General features: G+C 70.5%; 13 protein-coding genes. 10 read left to right on the forward strand and 3 right to left on the reverse strand.

From position 1 onward, the window contains the following. Positions 1 to 176 precede the first annotated feature (176 nt). The 8 genes from ACPL7H_RS13260 to ACPL7H_RS13295 all read left to right on the forward strand — a co-directional run bounded on the left by ACPL7H_RS13260 (position 177) and on the right by ACPL7H_RS13295 (position 9623). Positions 177 to 1418, forward strand: coding sequence for an ROK family transcriptional regulator (locus tag ACPL7H_RS13260; protein ID WP_424797357.1), 1242 nt, complete (start codon positions 177 to 179; stop codon positions 1416 to 1418). 56 nt (positions 1419 to 1474) lie between these two features. After that, positions 1475 to 2809, forward strand: coding sequence for an extracellular solute-binding protein (locus ACPL7H_RS13265; protein WP_424797358.1), 1335 nt, complete (start codon positions 1475 to 1477; stop codon positions 2807 to 2809). Beyond that, positions 2802 to 3746: a carbohydrate ABC transporter permease gene (locus tag ACPL7H_RS13270; RefSeq protein ID WP_424797359.1), complete on the forward strand. Its 945-nt coding sequence runs from the start codon at positions 2802 to 2804 to the stop codon at positions 3744 to 3746. Before ACPL7H_RS13265 ends, ACPL7H_RS13270 begins: the two co-directional genes overlap by 8 nt. Continuing rightward, the gene (locus tag ACPL7H_RS13275) at positions 3743 to 4567 is read left to right on the forward strand and encodes a carbohydrate ABC transporter permease (protein WP_424787016.1); all 825 of its coding nucleotides are present in this window, start codon (positions 3743 to 3745) and stop codon (positions 4565 to 4567) included. Before ACPL7H_RS13270 ends, ACPL7H_RS13275 begins: the two co-directional genes overlap by 4 nt. Further along, positions 4564 to 6948: an alpha-N-acetylglucosaminidase TIM-barrel domain-containing protein gene (locus ACPL7H_RS13280; RefSeq protein ID WP_424797360.1), complete on the forward strand. Its 2385-nt coding sequence runs from the start codon at positions 4564 to 4566 to the stop codon at positions 6946 to 6948. Before ACPL7H_RS13275 ends, ACPL7H_RS13280 begins: the two co-directional genes overlap by 4 nt. Next, positions 6945 to 7847: an N-acetylmuramic acid 6-phosphate etherase gene (locus ACPL7H_RS13285; RefSeq protein ID WP_424797361.1), complete on the forward strand. Its 903-nt coding sequence runs from the start codon at positions 6945 to 6947 to the stop codon at positions 7845 to 7847. Before ACPL7H_RS13280 ends, ACPL7H_RS13285 begins: the two co-directional genes overlap by 4 nt. Next, complete coding sequence (locus ACPL7H_RS13290) at positions 7844 to 8845, forward strand: N-acetylglucosamine kinase (RefSeq protein WP_424797362.1); 1002 nt, start codon at positions 7844 to 7846, stop codon at positions 8843 to 8845. Before ACPL7H_RS13285 ends, ACPL7H_RS13290 begins: the two co-directional genes overlap by 4 nt. Before the next feature lie 64 nt (positions 8846 to 8909). Next, positions 8910 to 9623 carry a GntR family transcriptional regulator gene (locus ACPL7H_RS13295; RefSeq protein ID WP_424797363.1) on the forward strand — a complete coding sequence of 238 codons (714 nt, stop codon included), beginning with the start codon at positions 8910 to 8912 and terminating at the stop codon, positions 9621 to 9623. A gap of 6 nt (positions 9624 to 9629) precedes the next feature. Here ACPL7H_RS13295 and ACPL7H_RS13300 read toward each other — a convergent pair whose 3' ends face one another. From ACPL7H_RS13300 to ACPL7H_RS13310, 3 genes are all read right to left on the reverse strand, one after another. Then, the gene (locus ACPL7H_RS13300; protein ID WP_424797364.1) at positions 9630 to 11891 is read right to left on the reverse strand and encodes a PQQ-binding-like beta-propeller repeat protein; all 2262 of its coding nucleotides are present in this window, start codon (positions 11889 to 11891) and stop codon (positions 9630 to 9632) included. 201 nt (positions 11892 to 12092) lie between these two features. Next, positions 12093 to 12908, reverse strand: coding sequence for a hypothetical protein (locus ACPL7H_RS13305; protein WP_424797365.1), 816 nt, complete (start codon positions 12906 to 12908; stop codon positions 12093 to 12095). Further along, positions 12908 to 13861, reverse strand: a complete 954-nt coding sequence (locus tag ACPL7H_RS13310) for an ABC transporter ATP-binding protein (protein WP_424797366.1) — start codon at positions 13859 to 13861, stop codon at positions 12908 to 12910. The genes ACPL7H_RS13305 and ACPL7H_RS13310 overlap by 1 nt, the downstream gene beginning before the upstream one ends. A 143-nt stretch (positions 13862 to 14004) precedes the next feature. On the opposite strand from ACPL7H_RS13310, the gene ACPL7H_RS13315 reads away from it, so the two are divergent. Both ACPL7H_RS13315 and ACPL7H_RS13320 read left to right on the forward strand, forming a co-directional pair. After that, positions 14005 to 15294, forward strand: coding sequence for a sensor histidine kinase (locus ACPL7H_RS13315; protein ID WP_424797367.1), 1290 nt, complete (start codon positions 14005 to 14007; stop codon positions 15292 to 15294). Further along, positions 15291 to 15953, forward strand: a complete 663-nt coding sequence (locus ACPL7H_RS13320; RefSeq protein WP_424797368.1) for a response regulator — start codon at positions 15291 to 15293, stop codon at positions 15951 to 15953. Before ACPL7H_RS13315 ends, ACPL7H_RS13320 begins: the two co-directional genes overlap by 4 nt. The last annotated feature ends 499 nt before the right edge of the window (positions 15954 to 16452 follow it).

The raw sequence follows: 16452 nt of genomic DNA on the forward strand, positions 1-16452 counted from the left end.
GGTTATCCACAAGGGCGGAGCGCCGACGAGAACCGACTGAGCAACCGAAGCAACGCCCGGGATCGAACTTGACTCTTTAATTTCGTACAGCACGTAAGTATGCTTCGACACAGAGCCCACGGAAGCGCCGGGGGCCGCTGCCCAGTAGAACCGGGCGCGAGTGTCGAGGAGGACCGATGGCGGACATGCCGGTGGCGGCGGACCTGCGGTTCATGCGCGAGGTCAACGCGACTGCCGTCCTGGAGCGGTTGCGCCGCCAGGACCGGATGAGCGTGGCCGAACTCGCCAAGGCCAGTGGGCTCTCCCGCCAGGCGGTCACCCGGTCCCTGACCGAACTACAGGACGCCGGCCTGGTGGAGTACCTGCCCCCCGAACGCGACGCCAAACGCTCGGGGCGACCGGCCCAGTTGGTGCGCTTCCGCGCCCGGGCGGGCTACGTCGTCGGCGCCTTCATCGACCCGCACCAGATCCGGCTCGGCCTGGCCGACCTCCGCGGGGAGGTGGTCACCTCCCGGCAGGCCGTGCTCGAGCACGGGGCCGACGGCGAGGCAGCCATTGCGCTGATGGTGCAGGAGGTGCAGGAACTGCTCGCCCGGGCCGGGACCGCACCGGAGCAGGTGTACTCGGCCGCGATCGGGGCCCCGGGCATCGTGGACCCCACCGCGGGCGTGATCCGGTTGGTGCCCTCCATGTCCGGCCTCAGCGGCGACGGCGTGGTCCGCGCCCTGGGGGAGTACCTGGACTGCGCGGTCTACCTCGACAATGACGTCAAACTTGCCACCCGCGGTGAGCAGTGGCACGGGGTACGCCGCGACGACGAGTCGCTGGTGGTGGTGCACTGGGGCGAGCGCATCGGCGCCGGCATCGTGCTGAACGGTTCGCTGTACCGGGGCGCCACGAACGACGCCGGTGACCTGGGCTTCCTGGACGTGATCGCCGAGGGTGGGCACGGCACCACCGATTCCGGGCTGGGACGCTTCGAGGCCTGGGCAGGGGCGTCCGCGCTGACCGCGCTCGCGGTGGAGGAGATGACCCGGTCCGGCGACTCCGGCCGGGCCCAACAGGTCCTCGACGCCGGTGACGACGCCTTGGAGCTGGTCCTGGCCGCCATCCAGGCCGGCGATCGTGACGCCGGTGCCGCCCTGGCCCGGGTGGCCGAACGCTTCGCGATCGGCCTGGCCGCGATCCGTACCCTGCTGGACCCACACCTGGTGGTCTTCAGCGGCCCGCTGGCCCGCGTCGGTGAACCGCTCCTGGAAGCGCTGCGCTCCGCGCTGGTGGACTTCCCGCTGGAACTACCCGAACTGCAGGTCTCCACCCTGGGTGCCGACGCCGTCGTGCAGGGCGGGATCCGGCACTGCCTCGACGAACTGGAACAGAACCGGTACGTCCCCCTCGAGAGAGGAGCCCGACCTTGACGCGGCCGACCCGGCCACCCCACCCGGACCCGAATCACTCGAAGGAGAAGGTTTCTATGAAGGCTCCATCCCGCACCACCAGCAGCCTCGGCCTGTTCGCCGCGTCCCTGCTGGTCCTGACCGGCTGCGTGACCGCAGGCAGCGGCAACGGTGAGGACCAGAACGGCGACGACGGCGAGGCCCAGGACGTCTCGTCCGACGTCACCGACGAGGAGGTCACCCTGCGCCTGGCCTACACCGACGACCCGCCCACGGAAGCGCTCGTGGAGGGTTTCACCGAGCAGTTCCCGAACGTGACCATCGAGACCGAGCAGACCGACTTCGGCAACTACATCACCTCGATCACCCGGTCCATGGCCTCCGACACCGCCCCGGACATCGCGCAGTACAACCCCGGTGCGATGCGTTCCCTGGTTCCGGCCGGGCACGTGCTGGAACTGGGTGAGTACTCGGAGTTGTACGGCTGGGAGGGCGCGTTCCCACCGGCAAGCCTTGAGCAGCTGATGTCCGACGACGACGCCCAGCAGTTCGGCACCGGGGGCCTGTACGCGGTGCCCGGGGCGCTGTCGGTGCTCGGGGTCTACTACAACGAGGACATCCTCACCGACGCCGGGATCACCGAACCCCCAGCCACCCTGGACGAATTCACCGAGGCGATGGCCGCGGTCTCCGACAACGGGGACCGTCCGCTCAGCCTGGGCGCCCTGGAAGTCGGAGCCCTGCACCTGTGGAACGCGGTGCTGAACAGCGTGGGACCCAGCCAGGACTACCTGGACTGGGTCTACGGGGCACCGGATGCCACCATCGAGACCGACGCCGCCGCGCAGGCCACCGACATCATCGCCGAGTGGGTCGAGGCCGGCTACATCACCGAGGCCGCCAGCGCCACCTCCGACGCCGACGCCCTGGCGGACTTCACCTCCGGTGAGGCCGCCTTCCTGGTCACCGGGAACTGGGCCGCGGCCGCGGTGGACGTCGAGATGGACAACGCCGGCTTCTTCGTCCTGCCCGGCACCGAGCCCGGTGCCGCTCCCGTGGCCTCGGGGTCCTCGGTGGCGTACTCGATCTCCGCCGCCAGCGAGCACCCGGATGTGGCAGCGGCGTTCCTGGACTTCATGAACTCGCCCGAGGCGGCCGCCATCCAGATCGAGACCGGGTTCATGCCCGTGGACACCGGCGCCGACGTGGCCTCCGAGGGGTTGCTGGGCGACATCGCGGACAGCTTCGCCCCGGTGGCGCAGGAGAGCAACATCGTGCCGTTCCCCGACTTCGCCGCCCCGGGCATGATCGACGCCCTCACCGGCGGGTTGCAGGGCGTGATCGCCGGGCAGACCACCTCGGAGGACTACCTCGCCTCGCTGCAGGAGGTGTGGGCCGGCCACCATGGCTGATGCAGCACTGGATTCGCTCGCGCCGCCGCGCACCCGCGGCGACGCGAGCGGGGGCGTCGGTAGTCGGCGGCGCCCGAACCGGCGGGCCCTGAAGGCGTGGGTGTACCTGGCGCCGGCAGCGGTGATCTACCTCGGCTTCGCGATCTGGCCGGCGCTGAACACCTTCTACCTGTCCCTCCTGGACTGGGACGGGGTGCAGCGACCCTCGTACGTGGGGCTGGCCAACTACGCATCGATCCTGCAGGATGCCGCGCTGTACAACTCGATCCTGCACGCCCTGGTGCTGATCATCTTCTTCTCCCTGATCCCGGTGTGCATGGGTTTGTTGATGACCGGGCTGCTGATGGGCCGGGTGCGGCGCGGCATGACCTTCTTCCGCACCGTGTACTTCCTGCCCCAGGTGCTCCCCCTGGTGGCGGTGGGGATCACCTGGCGGTGGTTGTACAACCAGAACGGCCTGCTGAACCAGTTCCTGGAGGCCATCGGCCTGGGGTCGATCACCCGCGCCTGGTTGGGGGATTACAACCTGGCCCTGTACGCGCTGGGCTTCATCGGTACCTGGACCATGAGCGGGCTGTGCATGATGCTCTTCCTCAGCGGCGCCCAGAAGATCGACGGCGCCCTGTACGAGGCGGCCACCCTGGACGGCGCGGGCGCCTTCCGGCAGTTCCTGTCGGTGACCATTCCCGGGGTACGTAAGGAGATCACCATCGCCGCGGTGATCACCACGATCGCCGCGCTGGCCAGTTTCGACCTGGTGTTCGTCACCACCAACGGCGGCCCGGCGAATCAGACCACGGTGCCGGCGCTACTGGTCTACCGGCTGGCGTTCAACGAGGGTGACATCGGCACCGCCAGCGCCCTGGCGATCACGCTCACCGCGCTGGTGATCGTGTTCGTCACGCTGATCCGCCGGGTGGCGCGGGAGGAGTCATGAGGACCACCACCTTCGGGCTCAGCATGCGCTATCTGGTGCTGGTCGCCCTGACGTTGATGGTGCTGCTGCCGTTCGTCTCCATCGTGCTGGCGGCCATGCACCCCTCGGGATCTACCGTGTCGGGCCTGCGGCTGCCGGAGGCATGGCACTGGGAGAACTTCGCCCTCGCCTGGGAGGCGGGCGGGTATTCCAACCTGATGCGCTCCAGTTTCATCATCTCCGGCGGCGTGGTGCCCCTGGTGGCGTTGTGCGCCACCCTGGCCGGCTACGCCCTGGCGGTGCTCAAGGCCTGGGGCGCCCGCCCGATCTCGATCCTGTTCGTGCTCGGGCTGACGCTGCCGGTGGAACTGATCGTGATCGCGCTGTACTACAACCTGCAGAGCGTGGGCCTGACGAACAGTTACACCGGCGTCATCCTGGCCGAGGTGGCCCTGTTCCTGCCGTTCGGGGTGTACTGGATGCAGTCGCACTTCTCCTCGGTGCCCCCCGAACTGGTCGAGGCCGGGCGGATCGACGGCGCCCGGGACCTGACTGTGCTGGGCCGGGTCCTGCTGCCGATCTCCTGGCCGGCACTGACGACCTTGGCGGTGCTGGTGTTCATGTGGTCCTGGAACCAGTTCCTGCTGGTGATCGTGCTGATGCAGAACCCGGCGATGCGCACCGCACCGGGCGGGCTGGGCTTCTTCGTCGGCCAGTACTCCACGAACATCCCGTTGCTGTCCGCCGCGACCATCATCACCATCGCCCCGATCGTGCTGGTCTACCTGGCCTTCCAGCGCAGTTTCATCTCCGGAATCACCCAGGGAGCCATCAAGGGATGAACAACGCCACCTCATCACCCGCCTGCAGCGGTTCGGAGGAACCCGACGACGACGGGACCGCCGTGAGCAGCGACGCCGGCCCGCGTAACGGTCCCGGCTGGGCCCCGGCGTTGAGCGCTCTGGCTGAGCGGGTCCTGGGAGCGATCGGCGCCCGCGTCACCTTCGGTGCCCTGCCGGGCCAGGGACGCGCGTACGCCTACCGCGCCCAGGGAAACCGGCTGTGGGTCGACGCCACCGACGCCACCAGTGCCGCGGTGGGGCTGCACCAGTACCTGCGCGAGCAGTGCCGGATCGCGGTCAGCTGGGACGACCTGCGCCCCCCGCCCCCGGGCCACCTGCCCGATGCGCCGCGCACCGAGGGCACTGCCCGGGTTGCCGAGACCTACTACCTGAACTTCTGCACCTTCGGCTACACCAGCCCGTGGTGGCACTGGGAGCAGTGGGAACGAGAGATCGACTGGATGGCCCTGCGCGGGATCACCGCCCCGCTGATGATGGTGGGCCACGAGGCCGTGGTCGAGCAGGTGCTGCTCGATGAGGGCGTGCCCGCCGAGACGGTGCAGAAGTTCCTTGCCGGCCCGGCCTATCTGCCCTGGTTCGCCATGGGCGCGCTAGAGGGTCACGCCGGCCCGTTGCCGCAGGGCTGGGTCGGCGCCCACCGGGACCTGGCCGGGAAGATCCTGACCCGCCAGCGTGAACTGGGGATGCGCCCGGTGCTGCCGGCCTTCACCGGGCACGTGCCCGCTGAACTCGCCGGCGACGCCGGGCCGGCCGCACTCACCACAGCCGTCGACTCCGCCGACCCCGCCGACCCCGCCGGCGCCCGGGACTGGCAGGGCCACCGCACCCACGTCGTCGGGCCCGAGGATCCGACCTTCCGCAGGCTTGCCGCCGCGACGGTACGCACCCAGCAGGAGTTCTGGGGCACCGACCACCGCTACGCCGCGGACCCGTTCATCGAGATGATCCCGGTGCAGGAGGACCCCGGCTACCCCGGCCGGGTGGCCGCCGCGCTGCTCGCCGGGCTCACCGACGCCGACCCGGAAGCCACCTGGTTCCTGCAGACCTGGCCGTTCTCCTACCAGGAGCACTTCTGGACCGCCGAACGCGTGCGCGCCTTCCTGGGTGACATCGACGCCGGTCGCCTGGTGCTGCTGGACCTGTGGGCCGAGGCGCAGCCGCAGTGGCGCCGGTTCGACGGCTTCGGCGGGCGTGACTGGATGTGGTGCGCGCTGCTGAACTTCGGCGGCCGCAACGAACCGCTGGCCGACCTGCCCGGGGTCACCGAGGAGCTCGAGGCCGCCCTGGCCGCCTCCCACCCGCCGATGGGTGCCGGGTTGTCGATGGAGGCGACCGGGTCGGTGCCGGTGTTCTTCGAACGCGTGCTGGATGCCACCTGGCGACCGCCCGCGCCGCTGACGGAGTGGCTGGGCGATTGGGCCGCCCAACGCTACCGGTTGCCTCCCGATGAGGCCGCTGAGCGTGCCGGCGCCGCCTGGGACGGGCTGGCCCGCACGGTGCTGGGCGCTGGGGGCTACCGGGTCTTCCCCGAGGCCTTCACCGGACTGCTCACCATGCGCCCACCGGTGAACCCGTTCGAGACCACGCTGGCGCGCCCCTCACAGGCAGCCCCCGACACCCCCGGGACCAGCGGCACCCAGGCCTCGCCCAGCATCCCAGGGGACCCTGGGCCGCTCGCCGCCGAGGTCCGCGCCCTGCTCTGGTACGAACCGGACACGCTGATCCGGGCCTGGATCACGCTGGTGGAACTGGCTGAGGAACACCCCCACCTCGCCTCCGGGCCGCTGGGTGCGGACCTGGTCGAGACGGCAGTGGGCGTGCTGGCCCGGTGCGGCGAACTCACCTTCCTCACCGCGTTCGATCCCGCCGGGGTGTGCGACGACGAGGCCGCCGAGCGCTTCCTCACCGTGTTCGACGACCTCGACACGCTGCTGGCCACCCGGCCCGAGTACCGGTACGACCACTGGGAGGCCCAGGCCCTGCGCTGGGCGACCAGCGACGAGGACGCGCGCGCGCTCGCCGACAACGCCCGCCGCCTGGTCACCGTCTGGGGACAGGTGGGCGATGGGTACCTCGATGACTACTCCGCCCGCTACTGGTCCGGGCTGGTGGGCTACTACGGACGCCGTTGGCGTGAATGGGCGCGGTGGCACCCGATCGGGACCGCCGAGGAGTGGGAGGCCCGTCTCCAGCAGATGGAGGCCGACTTCCTGAGCGAGGGCCCCGCAGCGCCCCCAGCACACGACTCGGTGACCGTGGTCTCCCGCCGACTGCTCGACACGTACGGGCCGTTGTTCATCAACGCCGCCCGCGCACTGCGCGAGCAGGACATGCCCGACGACGACGGAGCACCCCGATGACCGCCCCGTCGCCGAGCACGGAGCGGCGCAACCCGGCCACCCACGACATCGACGTGGTGTCGCCCGGCCGGCGCCTGGAGATGATCCTGGGGCAGGACGCCGTCGCCGTGGCGGCCGCCCGGGAGGTGATCCCGGCGCTCGCGGACCTGGTGGAGGCCGCCGTGGACCGCGTCCGGGCCGGAGGGCGGATCCACTACGCCGGCGCCGGCGCCTCCGGACGTCTCGCGGTCCTGGACGCCACCGAGTCCACCCCCACCTTCGGCGTCGACCCCGGTCTGATCCGAGCCCACTTCCCCGGCGGCCCGGCGGCCCTGACCGACTCCACGATCGACCTCGAGGACGCCGCGGACCAGGGCCTGGCGGACCTGGCCGGTGTGACGGCCGGCGACGTGGTGATCGGGGTCAGTGCCTCGGGCAGTACCGCCTATGTGCGCGGGGCGCTGCACGCCGCCGGGCGGGCCGGAGCCCTGACCGCGCTGATCACCAGCAACCCCGGCGCGGGCCTGGCCGCGCACGCGCAGATCCTGATCGCCCCGGACACCGGCGCCGAGGCCCTCACCGGTTCCACCCGGTTGAAGGCCGCCACGGCTGCCAAGGTGTTGCTGAACGCGTTCTCCACCGCGGTGATGATCGGACTGGGTCGCACCTACTCCAACCTGATGGTGGGCCTGGTGGCCAGTAACGAGAAACTGCGGGAGCGTTCGGTGGCGATCCTGCGGGAGGCCACCGGGAGCCCCGAGGAGCAGTGCCGCGCAACATTGCAGCAGTGCGCGGGCCGGGTTCCGGTGGCGCTGGCGGTGCTGCTCTCCGGCGCGCCCGTGACCGATGCCGAGGAGGCGCTGACCCGGGGCGGGAGCGTGCGCGCGGCCCTGGGCCTGTTGGCCGGCGGCCCCCGATGATCCGGGAGCGGCCCGGGGTGCAGGGGGCCCTGGTGGGGGTCGACGTCGGCGGCGGCGGCGTGCGCGTGCGAGTCCAGGCCGCTCAGGCGCCCCTGGGCGAGCGCCTGGAGGAACGGCGCGAGGTGCCCATCCCGCGCTCGCGCGGCCAGGTGGACGTGCCGCAGTTGTGCGCCCAGGTGCTGGCGCAGGTGCATCGCCTGCTGGCCCGGCTCGGCGCGCGGCGCGTGGAGGCGCTGGCGTTGGGGATCACCGGGCTGCCCGGGCTGGTCCCGGAACCGGTGCAGATCGCTCGCGGCCTGCGCGCACAGCTGCAGGTCGGCGCGGTCGTGATTGCCGGGGACGCCCTGACCACCCACGTCGGCGCCCTGGCGGGGCAGCCCGGCGCCGTGGTGGCCGCCGGCACCGGGGTGATCGCACTGGGCACCAATCATCAGGACGCGTGGCATCAGGTGGACGGCTGGGGGCTCTTCGTGGGCGACGAGGGCGGTGGGGCCTGGATCGGCCGGCACGGCCTGCAGGCGGCTCTGCGCTCGGTCGACGGCCGTCCCGGCGGTTCAGCCCTGCTGGCCGATCGGATGCGAGAGCGGTTCGAGGACCCGCTCACCCTGGTAGCGGCTGTCCACGGAGCCGAGGCGCCCGCGGCACTGCTGGCTTCCTTCGCCCCGGCGGTGGCCCAGGCCGCCCGGGACGACGACGGCATCGCTCGTTCGATCTGGACCGAGGCGGCCCACCGGCTGGCCGAGGCAGGTTCCGCCGCTGCCGACGCAGTCGCCACAGTCGGCGCCCTGCCTGCCCGGATCAGTTGGGGCGGCGGGCTCTTCGACGCCGGGGACCTGCTCACCGGACCGTTCCGCGACTGGCTGCGTAAGCACCACCCGACGGCGCAGGTCCTGCCCCCGCAGGGAGGCAGCCTGGATGGTGCGCTGCTGCTGGCCGCCGGAGCGGCCGCGGGCGACCTGCGATCGCGTGAGCCGTACCTGCAGGTCTTCCCGGCCTGAGCCGCGTCCTGGAGTGGACAGTTTGGCCTGCGCGGTGACCTAGCCTTGGCTGCAGGAGGCACCGATGGCGCACCAGACCAAGCATGAGGAACTGCGGGACCGCATCTTCGCAGAGGTGCGCTCCACGATGGCCCCCGATGACATGCTGCCCACCGAACGCCAACTGGCCGAGCGCTTCGGCGTCAGTCGGATGACGGTGCGCCAGGCGCTGAACGGGCTTCGTGAGGACGGGGTGCTGCGCTCGGTGCGGGGTGTCGGCACCTTCGTGGCGCGGCCCCGGGTGTCCAAGGGGCCCTCGCTCACGTCGTTCTCCGAGGACCTGGCCGCGCGCGGTTATGACCCCCGCACCGAACTGATCGCGGCCGAGGAGATCCCCGCCCCCACTCACATCGCCGTGGACCTGGGCATCTCACCGGGCACCACGATCTATCGGATCGAACGCCTGCGGCTGGGCGATGGCAGCCCCATGTGCCACGAGGAGGTGTGCCTGCACGCGGCCCGGTTCCCCGGGTTGCTGGAGGAGGACCTCACCCAATCCCTCTACCGACTGCTGGAGCGGCGTTACGGTATCCGCCTGCAGCGGGCGCACCAGGACGTCCGGGCGGTCAACCTCGGTGAGCGCACGGCACAACTGCTGGATGTGGAACCGAACTCCGCGGCCCTGCACGTGAAGCGGGTCAGCAGGGATCAGCGCGGCCGGGTCGTGGAGAGCGGGCAGTCGCTGTGCCGCGGGGATCTGTACGACTTCTCCTTCGTGGTGGCCCGACCCGAGCCCTGAGGTCGGCTACACCTGGTGCAGACCGACCACGCCGTGCAGCACCCCGTCCTGACCGCCCGCCACCAGCACCTGCTCACTGCCCGAACCCACCAGCGCCGCGGTGGACTGGGTGTAGTTCGGCAGCACTTGCAGCACCTGATCCACCGACTTATTCGCCAGGTCGATCCGGACAAGCAGGCCGCTCTGCCCGACCAGCCAGTACACCGAGTCGTTCTCGGGGCTGGGCACTGGGGCGGCACCGAAGTTGCGCGGCAGCGCCTCGGCCTGCCACTTCTGGCTCCCGGTGGTCTCATCCACCACATGCACCGTCCCGTTGAGACCGTCCACCAGCAGGATCCCGTACTCGGTCACCGTGGGCGGGGTGTAGAGCACCTGGACCGTGCCCAGGTCGTCGCCCTCGCCCTCCCAGCGGACCTGGCCGGTCGCGGCATCGAGGGCGATGGCGTTGGTGAAGGTGGTGAACAGCACCGCACCGTCGGGCAGCAGGCGGACGTAGCAGGCCCACGGGCCGTACAACACGTTGCCGTAGGTGCTGCCCCGGTCCACCAGGGCCCGCTGCCAGGCCAGTTCGCCGGTGCGGGCGTCGAAGGCGTAGGCGTTGCCGTCCCCGCTGCCGATGTAGACCTGCTCCCCGTCGCACTCCGGGCGGCCGGCGCAGATGCCGTTGAACTCGGCCGACCACAGCACCTCACCGCCCAGGTCCAGGCTGAACAGGGTGGTCCCCACCGCCACGAACACGCGGTCCTGGCCGTCCACCTCGGCCAGGGCGAGATCCCCGGCCAGGGGTGAACCGAGCTCGGTGGACCACAGTTCGGCGCCGCTGCCGGCGTCGTGGGCGTACAGGTGATGGTCGGAGGAGGGGACCAGGAGATGCGAGCCGTCCGGGGTGAACACCGGTTGCCGGTACACCGGTCCGGTGGTGGTGCGCCAGACCGGGGGGTTCGACCGGTGGGTGGGGGCGTAGGCCTCGAGGTGACCGGTGGTGGTCCCGGCGACCACGACGCCGTCGCGCTCCGCCAGGGCGCCCTGGATGCGGCCCTGCAGTTGCGTGGTCCACTCCACCCGGGCCGAAGAGGTGGGCAACTCAAAGCGCACCACGTCGTCGTAGACGGCACCGTCGGCGCCCACGGCCCGCACCTCCATCTTGTGCGGTCCGGGCCACAGTTCGGCGGCGTCGACCTGCCCGGCCCAGCGCCGCCCCCCGGCCTGCCCGGTGCGGTCCAGGTTCACCCACCGCTCCAGGTCCCGCCCGTAGGCGTAGGGGTGCACCCGGGCCTGAACCTCCCGCACGTCGGCACGCGGGTGCACGTCCACCCGCATCGCCACCTCCGAACCCTCGGGGTTGGCGCGCATCTGGAAGGGGCCCAGGTCTCCACCGGGGCCCGGATCGTCCAGGGGCACGATCGCGAGTTGTTCCTCTTCGGCTTCCCCATCGGCGTGGACGGTCACCTCGGTGATCTCCAGTGCCGGCCCGGAGTCGGTGTCCGTGCGCTCCACCCAGTAGTAGTACGGCCCGTTCTTGAGGGAGTTCCCGATGACCTGGGTGGCGCCGTTGTACCGGGAGACCTCGGTGAGGTGGGAGTGGCCCACGAAGATGCCTCGGACGGGGTAGCCCTCGATGATGCGCAGCACCTCGTCGTCGTTGTGGACGTAGTTCCAGTCCGCGCCCATGGCGTAGTGCTGGAACAGGATGATCGGCGTGGCCTCGGGAACGCTGCGCAGGTCCCGCTCCAGCCAGTCGAGCACGTCGTCGTCGTAGAACCAGCCCCACTCCATCATCGCCTGGGGGTCCAGCCCGATGAAGTGCAGTCCGCCGGCGTCGAAACTGTAAGTGCCCTCGCCCAGGTACTGCTCGTAGAGGTCGTAGTTGACGCTCCACTGCTGCTCGTGGTTGCCCGGCACCTCCATCATCGCTTCGCGCAGGCTCTCCGGGATGGCGGCCAGGTAGGCCTCGTACTCCCGGGCCAGGCCGAGTTCGGTGATGTCGCCGCAGTTGAGCACGAAGCCAGGGTTGCGGGCCTCGATGTGGGCCATGATGCGCTCGAAGTCGGCGGTGCGGGCGGGACGCTCATCATCGATGTGCAGGTCCATCAGCATCGCGAAACTGCCCGGTTCGCCCCCGGGTACCGCGTGCACCCGCCCGCCCCCCAGGGCCAGGCTCAGCGCACCCGCTCCGCCGCCCAGGAGGACGGCGCGCCGGCTGACCGACGTGGTGAGGGACTTGAGTGACAAGGCGGTCGAGGTGGTCTCGGTTCGGGCTGAAGACATCATCGTTCTCCGTGGGGTATCGCACCAATCAGGTCTAGACCAACACTAGAGAACCCTCCGTCCGTGTCAAGGGAAACCTGCGCCTATGACTCCATAGTGCGGAGGATTGGACTTTTCATCGAGGAGGATCGGTGAACGCTTTGCGGTCTATACCTGAGTGCGAGGCGATGGCGATCTGAGACCGGGCAGCTCGGCAGAGCCTCAGGCCACGTCGGCCCGGCGAACCCTCCAGAACCCAACAACCAGCGGCAGGGCGATCCAGAGCGCGCACGCCACGGCCAGATGGCCCCAGTGCGCGACGGTGCCGCCGGTGAGTTCGCCCAGGCGCATGCTGATCTCCACCCAGGGCCCCACCTCTGCCCAGCGCTCGCCGGCCAAGGGGCCCAGGTTCAGCACCAGCTGCGGCGCGACCAGCAGAACGCCCAGGCCCAGCGGGGTGGACAGGGTCATGGCACCCAGGGCCGAGCCCATCAGGGCATACAGCGTCCCCCCGGCCGCCAAACCCAGCAGGACGCGCCCCAGATCCCGAGTGCCACCCAGGTCCACTCCCATCAGGAGCGCGGTGATCAGGGAGAAGGCGAGTGCGGAGGCGATCACGGCCAGCGCGAGCACCTGACCGGCCAAGACCTTGGCGACCAGGATCCTCCCGCGCGCGGGATCCAGGGAGAAGGTGGTGAGGATCGAGCGTTGCCCCCACTCGCCGGTCACGTGCAACAACGTGACGATCGGCAACAGCACCGCCACACCGGTGGCACCGATGCCCAGGATCGTCTCGGCGTCGTGCCCGCTGGTGCCCACGGCAACGAGCGAGGCGATCAGCACCAGGGGCGCCCACGCCAGAGCCGCCAGAGTCAGGATGAGTCCCGAGCGGGTGTTCAGCGCCTTACGCAGTTCCAGGTAGAGACGGGTGCGCATGGTGATCGGCTGGGCCGGGGTGCCAGCGGAGGTCGAGTCCAGCAGGCGTGCGAGAGGGCTCGACGCGGCCGGTGTCGGTGGGCTGGTGGTCGTGCTGGTCATCAGGCTGCCCTCGCAGTGTCGTGGTTGGGGTCGGTCTCGGTGTCGTCAGTGGCATCGTGGGTTGATCCGGCGTCGTGGGCCGAGTCGCCGGACGTCAGGGTCAGGAACAGGTCGGTCAGGTCGGTGCGTCGCTCCTCCAGGCCGGTCAGCGCGATCCCGGCAGCCAGGGCGAGGTGACCGACCTGCCCGGGCGGGGCCGCTACGGTCAGCCAGTCGCCGTCCTCGGCCGTGACCTGCAGCCCGTCACCGGTCAGTGCCTGTTGCAGGTCGCCCGATCGCTCGGCTCGCACCCTGGTGCGCCCCGCCGCGGTGAGATCAGGCGCACTGCCGTTGGCCACCACGGTGCCGGCGCGCAGCACCACGAGCCGGTCGGCCACGGACTGCACTTCACCCAGCAGGTGGGAGGACAGCAGCACCGCCCCGCCGGTCGCGGAGAAGTCGCGCAGCACCGAGCGCAGGTCGTGGATCGCTTCGGGGTCCAGGCCGTTGAACGGTTCGTCGAGCACCAGCGCCCGGGGTCTGCCGACCAGGGCCACCGCGAGGCCGAGCCGCTGGCGCATCCCCAGCGAGCACGCCGCCACCCGTAGTCCGGCGGCTGCGCCCAGGCCCACGGCGTCCAAGGCATCGCGCGCCCGCTGCGTTCCCACCCCGGTGGCAGCGGCGGCCATCTGCACCGATTCTGCGCAGGTGCGCCCGCGGTGCAGGGCACTGGCATCGAGCATCAGGCCTACCACGCGCCCGGGGTTGGGCAACTGGGTCACCGTCTGCCCGTTCACCAGGGCTGCGCCCGAATCGGCCCGGGACAGGCCGGCCAGGATCCGCATGCTGGTGGACTTCCCGGCACCGTTGGGCCCCAGGAACGCGGTCACCGCGCCCGCCGGGGCGGTGAAGGTCACGTCGTCGACGACGGTGCGCCCGCCGTATCGCTTGGTCACGTTCTCATAAGTGATCATGCCCAGCAGCCTGCCGCGGTGGCGGGTGGCGATCCTCCTGCCTACGGCCGGAGTGTGCTGCGACCAAGGTAGTAGGCCCGCCGGGGTCGTGGGACACCAAAGCAGGAGGACCCGCGCGCAGGGCCGCCCGTAGGCTGAGGCGCGTGAGGGCCAGTCCAGAAGCGGTGAGCGGCGGTCCGGCGCGGGCAGGTTCGCGCGGGTGGCCGCACCGGTGGCTGGGCGGGTGGACCTGGCTGTACCTGCTCATCACTGTCGGCTCGTGCGTCTCCGCGATCATCGAACCCGACGCGCACACCTGGCAGCGAGTGCTGATCGCCCTGGCCGTTCCGGCGGTGGTGTGGGGCGTGCTGGTGCGTCACCACCGCCCGCTGGTGCTGCCCGTGGTGGCACTGGTGCTGGTGGCCACCAGCACCGATGCGGTGCTGCCGGTGGCGATGTTCTCCCTGGTGCTACGGCGCCGGGACCGCCTCACCGCTCTGGTGGCGGCGCTGGCCGCGGGGCTGGTAGTGATCAGTTTCCAGGTGCAGGCGTTCCCGTCGACCATGGGCGCCGGACTGACGTTCGAGGGAGAGCCGGTGCCGGCTCTGCTCGAACCGTGGCTGGAGTTGGCCGCCGAGTTGGCGCTCTTGATCGGGTTGCCGATGCTGCTGGGGGCGTTCCTCGCCCAGCGCCGGGCCCTTGTGGCGACGCTGCGCGAACGGGCCCGGCGGGCAGAGGAGGAGCAGGAACTGCGGGCCGCCCGGGCCGTGGCCGCCGAGCGGGAGCGCATCTCTGGGGAGATGCATGACGTGGTGGGCCACAAACTGGCGCTCATCTCCATGCAAGCCGGCGCCCTGGAAGTGAACCCCGACGCCGAGCGGGAGGTGGTCGAAGCCCAGGCCAAATCGCTACGGCAGACGGCCGGGGAGGCGCAGGCGGAGTTGCGCGGACTGCTGGACATGATGGTCGACGACGACGCTCCCCTGGCCCCGCAGGCAGGCCTTGAGGAGGTGCCTGCCCTGGTGGAGCGGACCCGCTCGGCCGGGGTGCAGGTGGAACTCGCGCTCGCGGTGGACGAGGAGGTGGGTCCGGCCGTGGGACGGGCCATCTACCGGATCGTGCAAGAGGGGCTGACCAATGCGCTGCGACACGGGTGCGGGGGCTCGGTGGAGGTCTCGGTGCGCGGGGGAGGCCGTGAGGCTGTGGTGGTGGAGGTGAGCAATCCGTTGCAGGGGTCTGCTGGGCGCCGGGATTCTGCTGGGCGCGGGGAGGCTGCTCGGGCCGGGATGGGGTTGGCCTCACTGGCCGAGCGGGTGCGGGTGCTGGGGGGCACGCTGGAGGCCGGGCCGATGGGGGAGCGGTGGGTGCTGCGGGCGGAACTGCCGGCTCAAGGGGTCGGGAGTTCGGGGGCCTCGGACGAGGTGCGAGACGGGTTAGGGGAGGAGCGGCGATGATCCGGGTGCTGATCGCTGACGATGATGCGCTGGTGCGATCCAGCCTCCGGATGATCCTGGGCTCGGACGCCCGGCTCGAGGTGGTGGCTGAGGCCGCCGATGGCCGGGAAGCCGTGGAGCAGGCGCGAGCGCACCGTCCCGATGTGGTGCTGATGGATATTCGAATGCCGGAACTGGACGGTATTGCTGCGACGGCGGAGGTGCTGCGCGCGGTGCCCGGCACTCAGGTGTGCGTGCTGACCACGTTCGGTGCAGATTCCTATGTGGCCGGTGCGCTGCGCGCCGGGGCTTCGGGTTTCTTGCTGAAGGACACCTCCCCGCAGGGCATCGTGCAAGCGGTGCATACGGTGGCCCACGGGGACGCGATGCTCTCGCCGGGGGCTACCCGGATGCTGCTGGACCGGTTCACCGAGGACGGTTCAGCCGCCGCCCGGGAGCGAGCCGAGACGGTGGCCGAGGCGCTGGCGACCTTGACCCCGCGGGAGCGGGAGGTGGCCGACCTGGTGGGTGAGGGCGCCTCGAATGCGGAGATCGCGGCAGCGCTGTACATGTCGGAGACCACGGTGAAGACCCACGTGGGACACGTGCTGGCGAAGTTGGGGGTGGACAACCGGGTGAAAGTGGCGCTCGCGGTGCGGGATGCGCGGGGGGGAGAATGAATCTGGCGGGGCGCTCGAAGGACCCGAATCGCCCGTAGTTCCGACCGGCCCAGACGATACGCCACGAGTGCTAACTAACGATGGACCACTGCCACTCTGTGAGTCCCTGAAGTGGCTCCGTCCGATCGGAAGCGTCGGTAGTCTCCACGCATGGCTCGCATCCGCTCCCTCACTCAGGCAAAGTCCGATGGACGTATTCATCCCACCGAGGTCGATTGCACTTGGCAGGTCACGCACAGTGACGGAGGCGTCGCGTATCTCACGCTAAGCACCTACGGCTCGGACACTCGAGCGAGCAAGCCGAAGGTAAGTCAGACTCTCCAAATGGACCGCGAACTCGCCCAGCAATTGGTGGGCGTTCCAAAGGTGACTTTCGGGCTGTAGTGGCGTGGCGGCCGAGCCGACACTTGATCAGATTCTTCGTGCCGCTCAGTTGCCGTGTCGGATGTGTGTGTCCGAGCGACCTGCAGCGGTAGGCGAGCCATGCTCGGGACGATCC

Origin of the sequence: Pseudactinotalea sp. Z1732 (genome assembly GCF_049724975.1) — a bacterium.
Classification (GTDB): domain Bacteria; phylum Actinomycetota; class Actinomycetes; order Actinomycetales; family Beutenbergiaceae; genus CALKWS01.

Excerpts from the sequence above, each read along its gene's own strand:
- ACPL7H_RS13260 (WP_424797357.1), top strand. The coding sequence starts at position 177 with ATGGCGGACATGCCGGTGGCGGCGGACCTGCGGTTCATGCGCGAGGTC.
- ACPL7H_RS13265 (WP_424797358.1), top strand. The coding sequence starts at position 1,475 with ATGAAGGCTCCATCCCGCACCACCAGCAGCCTCGGCCTGTTCGCCGCG.
- ACPL7H_RS13270 (WP_424797359.1), top strand. The coding sequence starts at position 2,802 with ATGGCTGATGCAGCACTGGATTCGCTCGCGCCGCCGCGCACCCGCGGC.
- ACPL7H_RS13275 (WP_424787016.1), top strand. The coding sequence starts at position 3,743 with ATGAGGACCACCACCTTCGGGCTCAGCATGCGCTATCTGGTGCTGGTC.
- ACPL7H_RS13280 (WP_424797360.1), top strand. The coding sequence starts at position 4,564 with ATGAACAACGCCACCTCATCACCCGCCTGCAGCGGTTCGGAGGAACCC.
- ACPL7H_RS13285 (WP_424797361.1), top strand. The coding sequence starts at position 6,945 with ATGACCGCCCCGTCGCCGAGCACGGAGCGGCGCAACCCGGCCACCCAC.
- ACPL7H_RS13290 (WP_424797362.1), top strand. The coding sequence starts at position 7,844 with ATGATCCGGGAGCGGCCCGGGGTGCAGGGGGCCCTGGTGGGGGTCGAC.
- ACPL7H_RS13295 (WP_424797363.1), top strand. The coding sequence starts at position 8,910 with ATGGCGCACCAGACCAAGCATGAGGAACTGCGGGACCGCATCTTCGCA.
- ACPL7H_RS13300 (WP_424797364.1), bottom strand. The coding sequence starts at position 11,891 with ATGTCTTCAGCCCGAACCGAGACCACCTCGACCGCCTTGTCACTCAAG.
- ACPL7H_RS13305 (WP_424797365.1), bottom strand. The coding sequence starts at position 12,908 with ATGACCAGCACGACCACCAGCCCACCGACACCGGCCGCGTCGAGCCCT.
- ACPL7H_RS13310 (WP_424797366.1), bottom strand. The coding sequence starts at position 13,861 with ATGATCACTTATGAGAACGTGACCAAGCGATACGGCGGGCGCACCGTC.
- ACPL7H_RS13320 (WP_424797368.1), top strand. The coding sequence starts at position 15,291 with ATGATCCGGGTGCTGATCGCTGACGATGATGCGCTGGTGCGATCCAGC.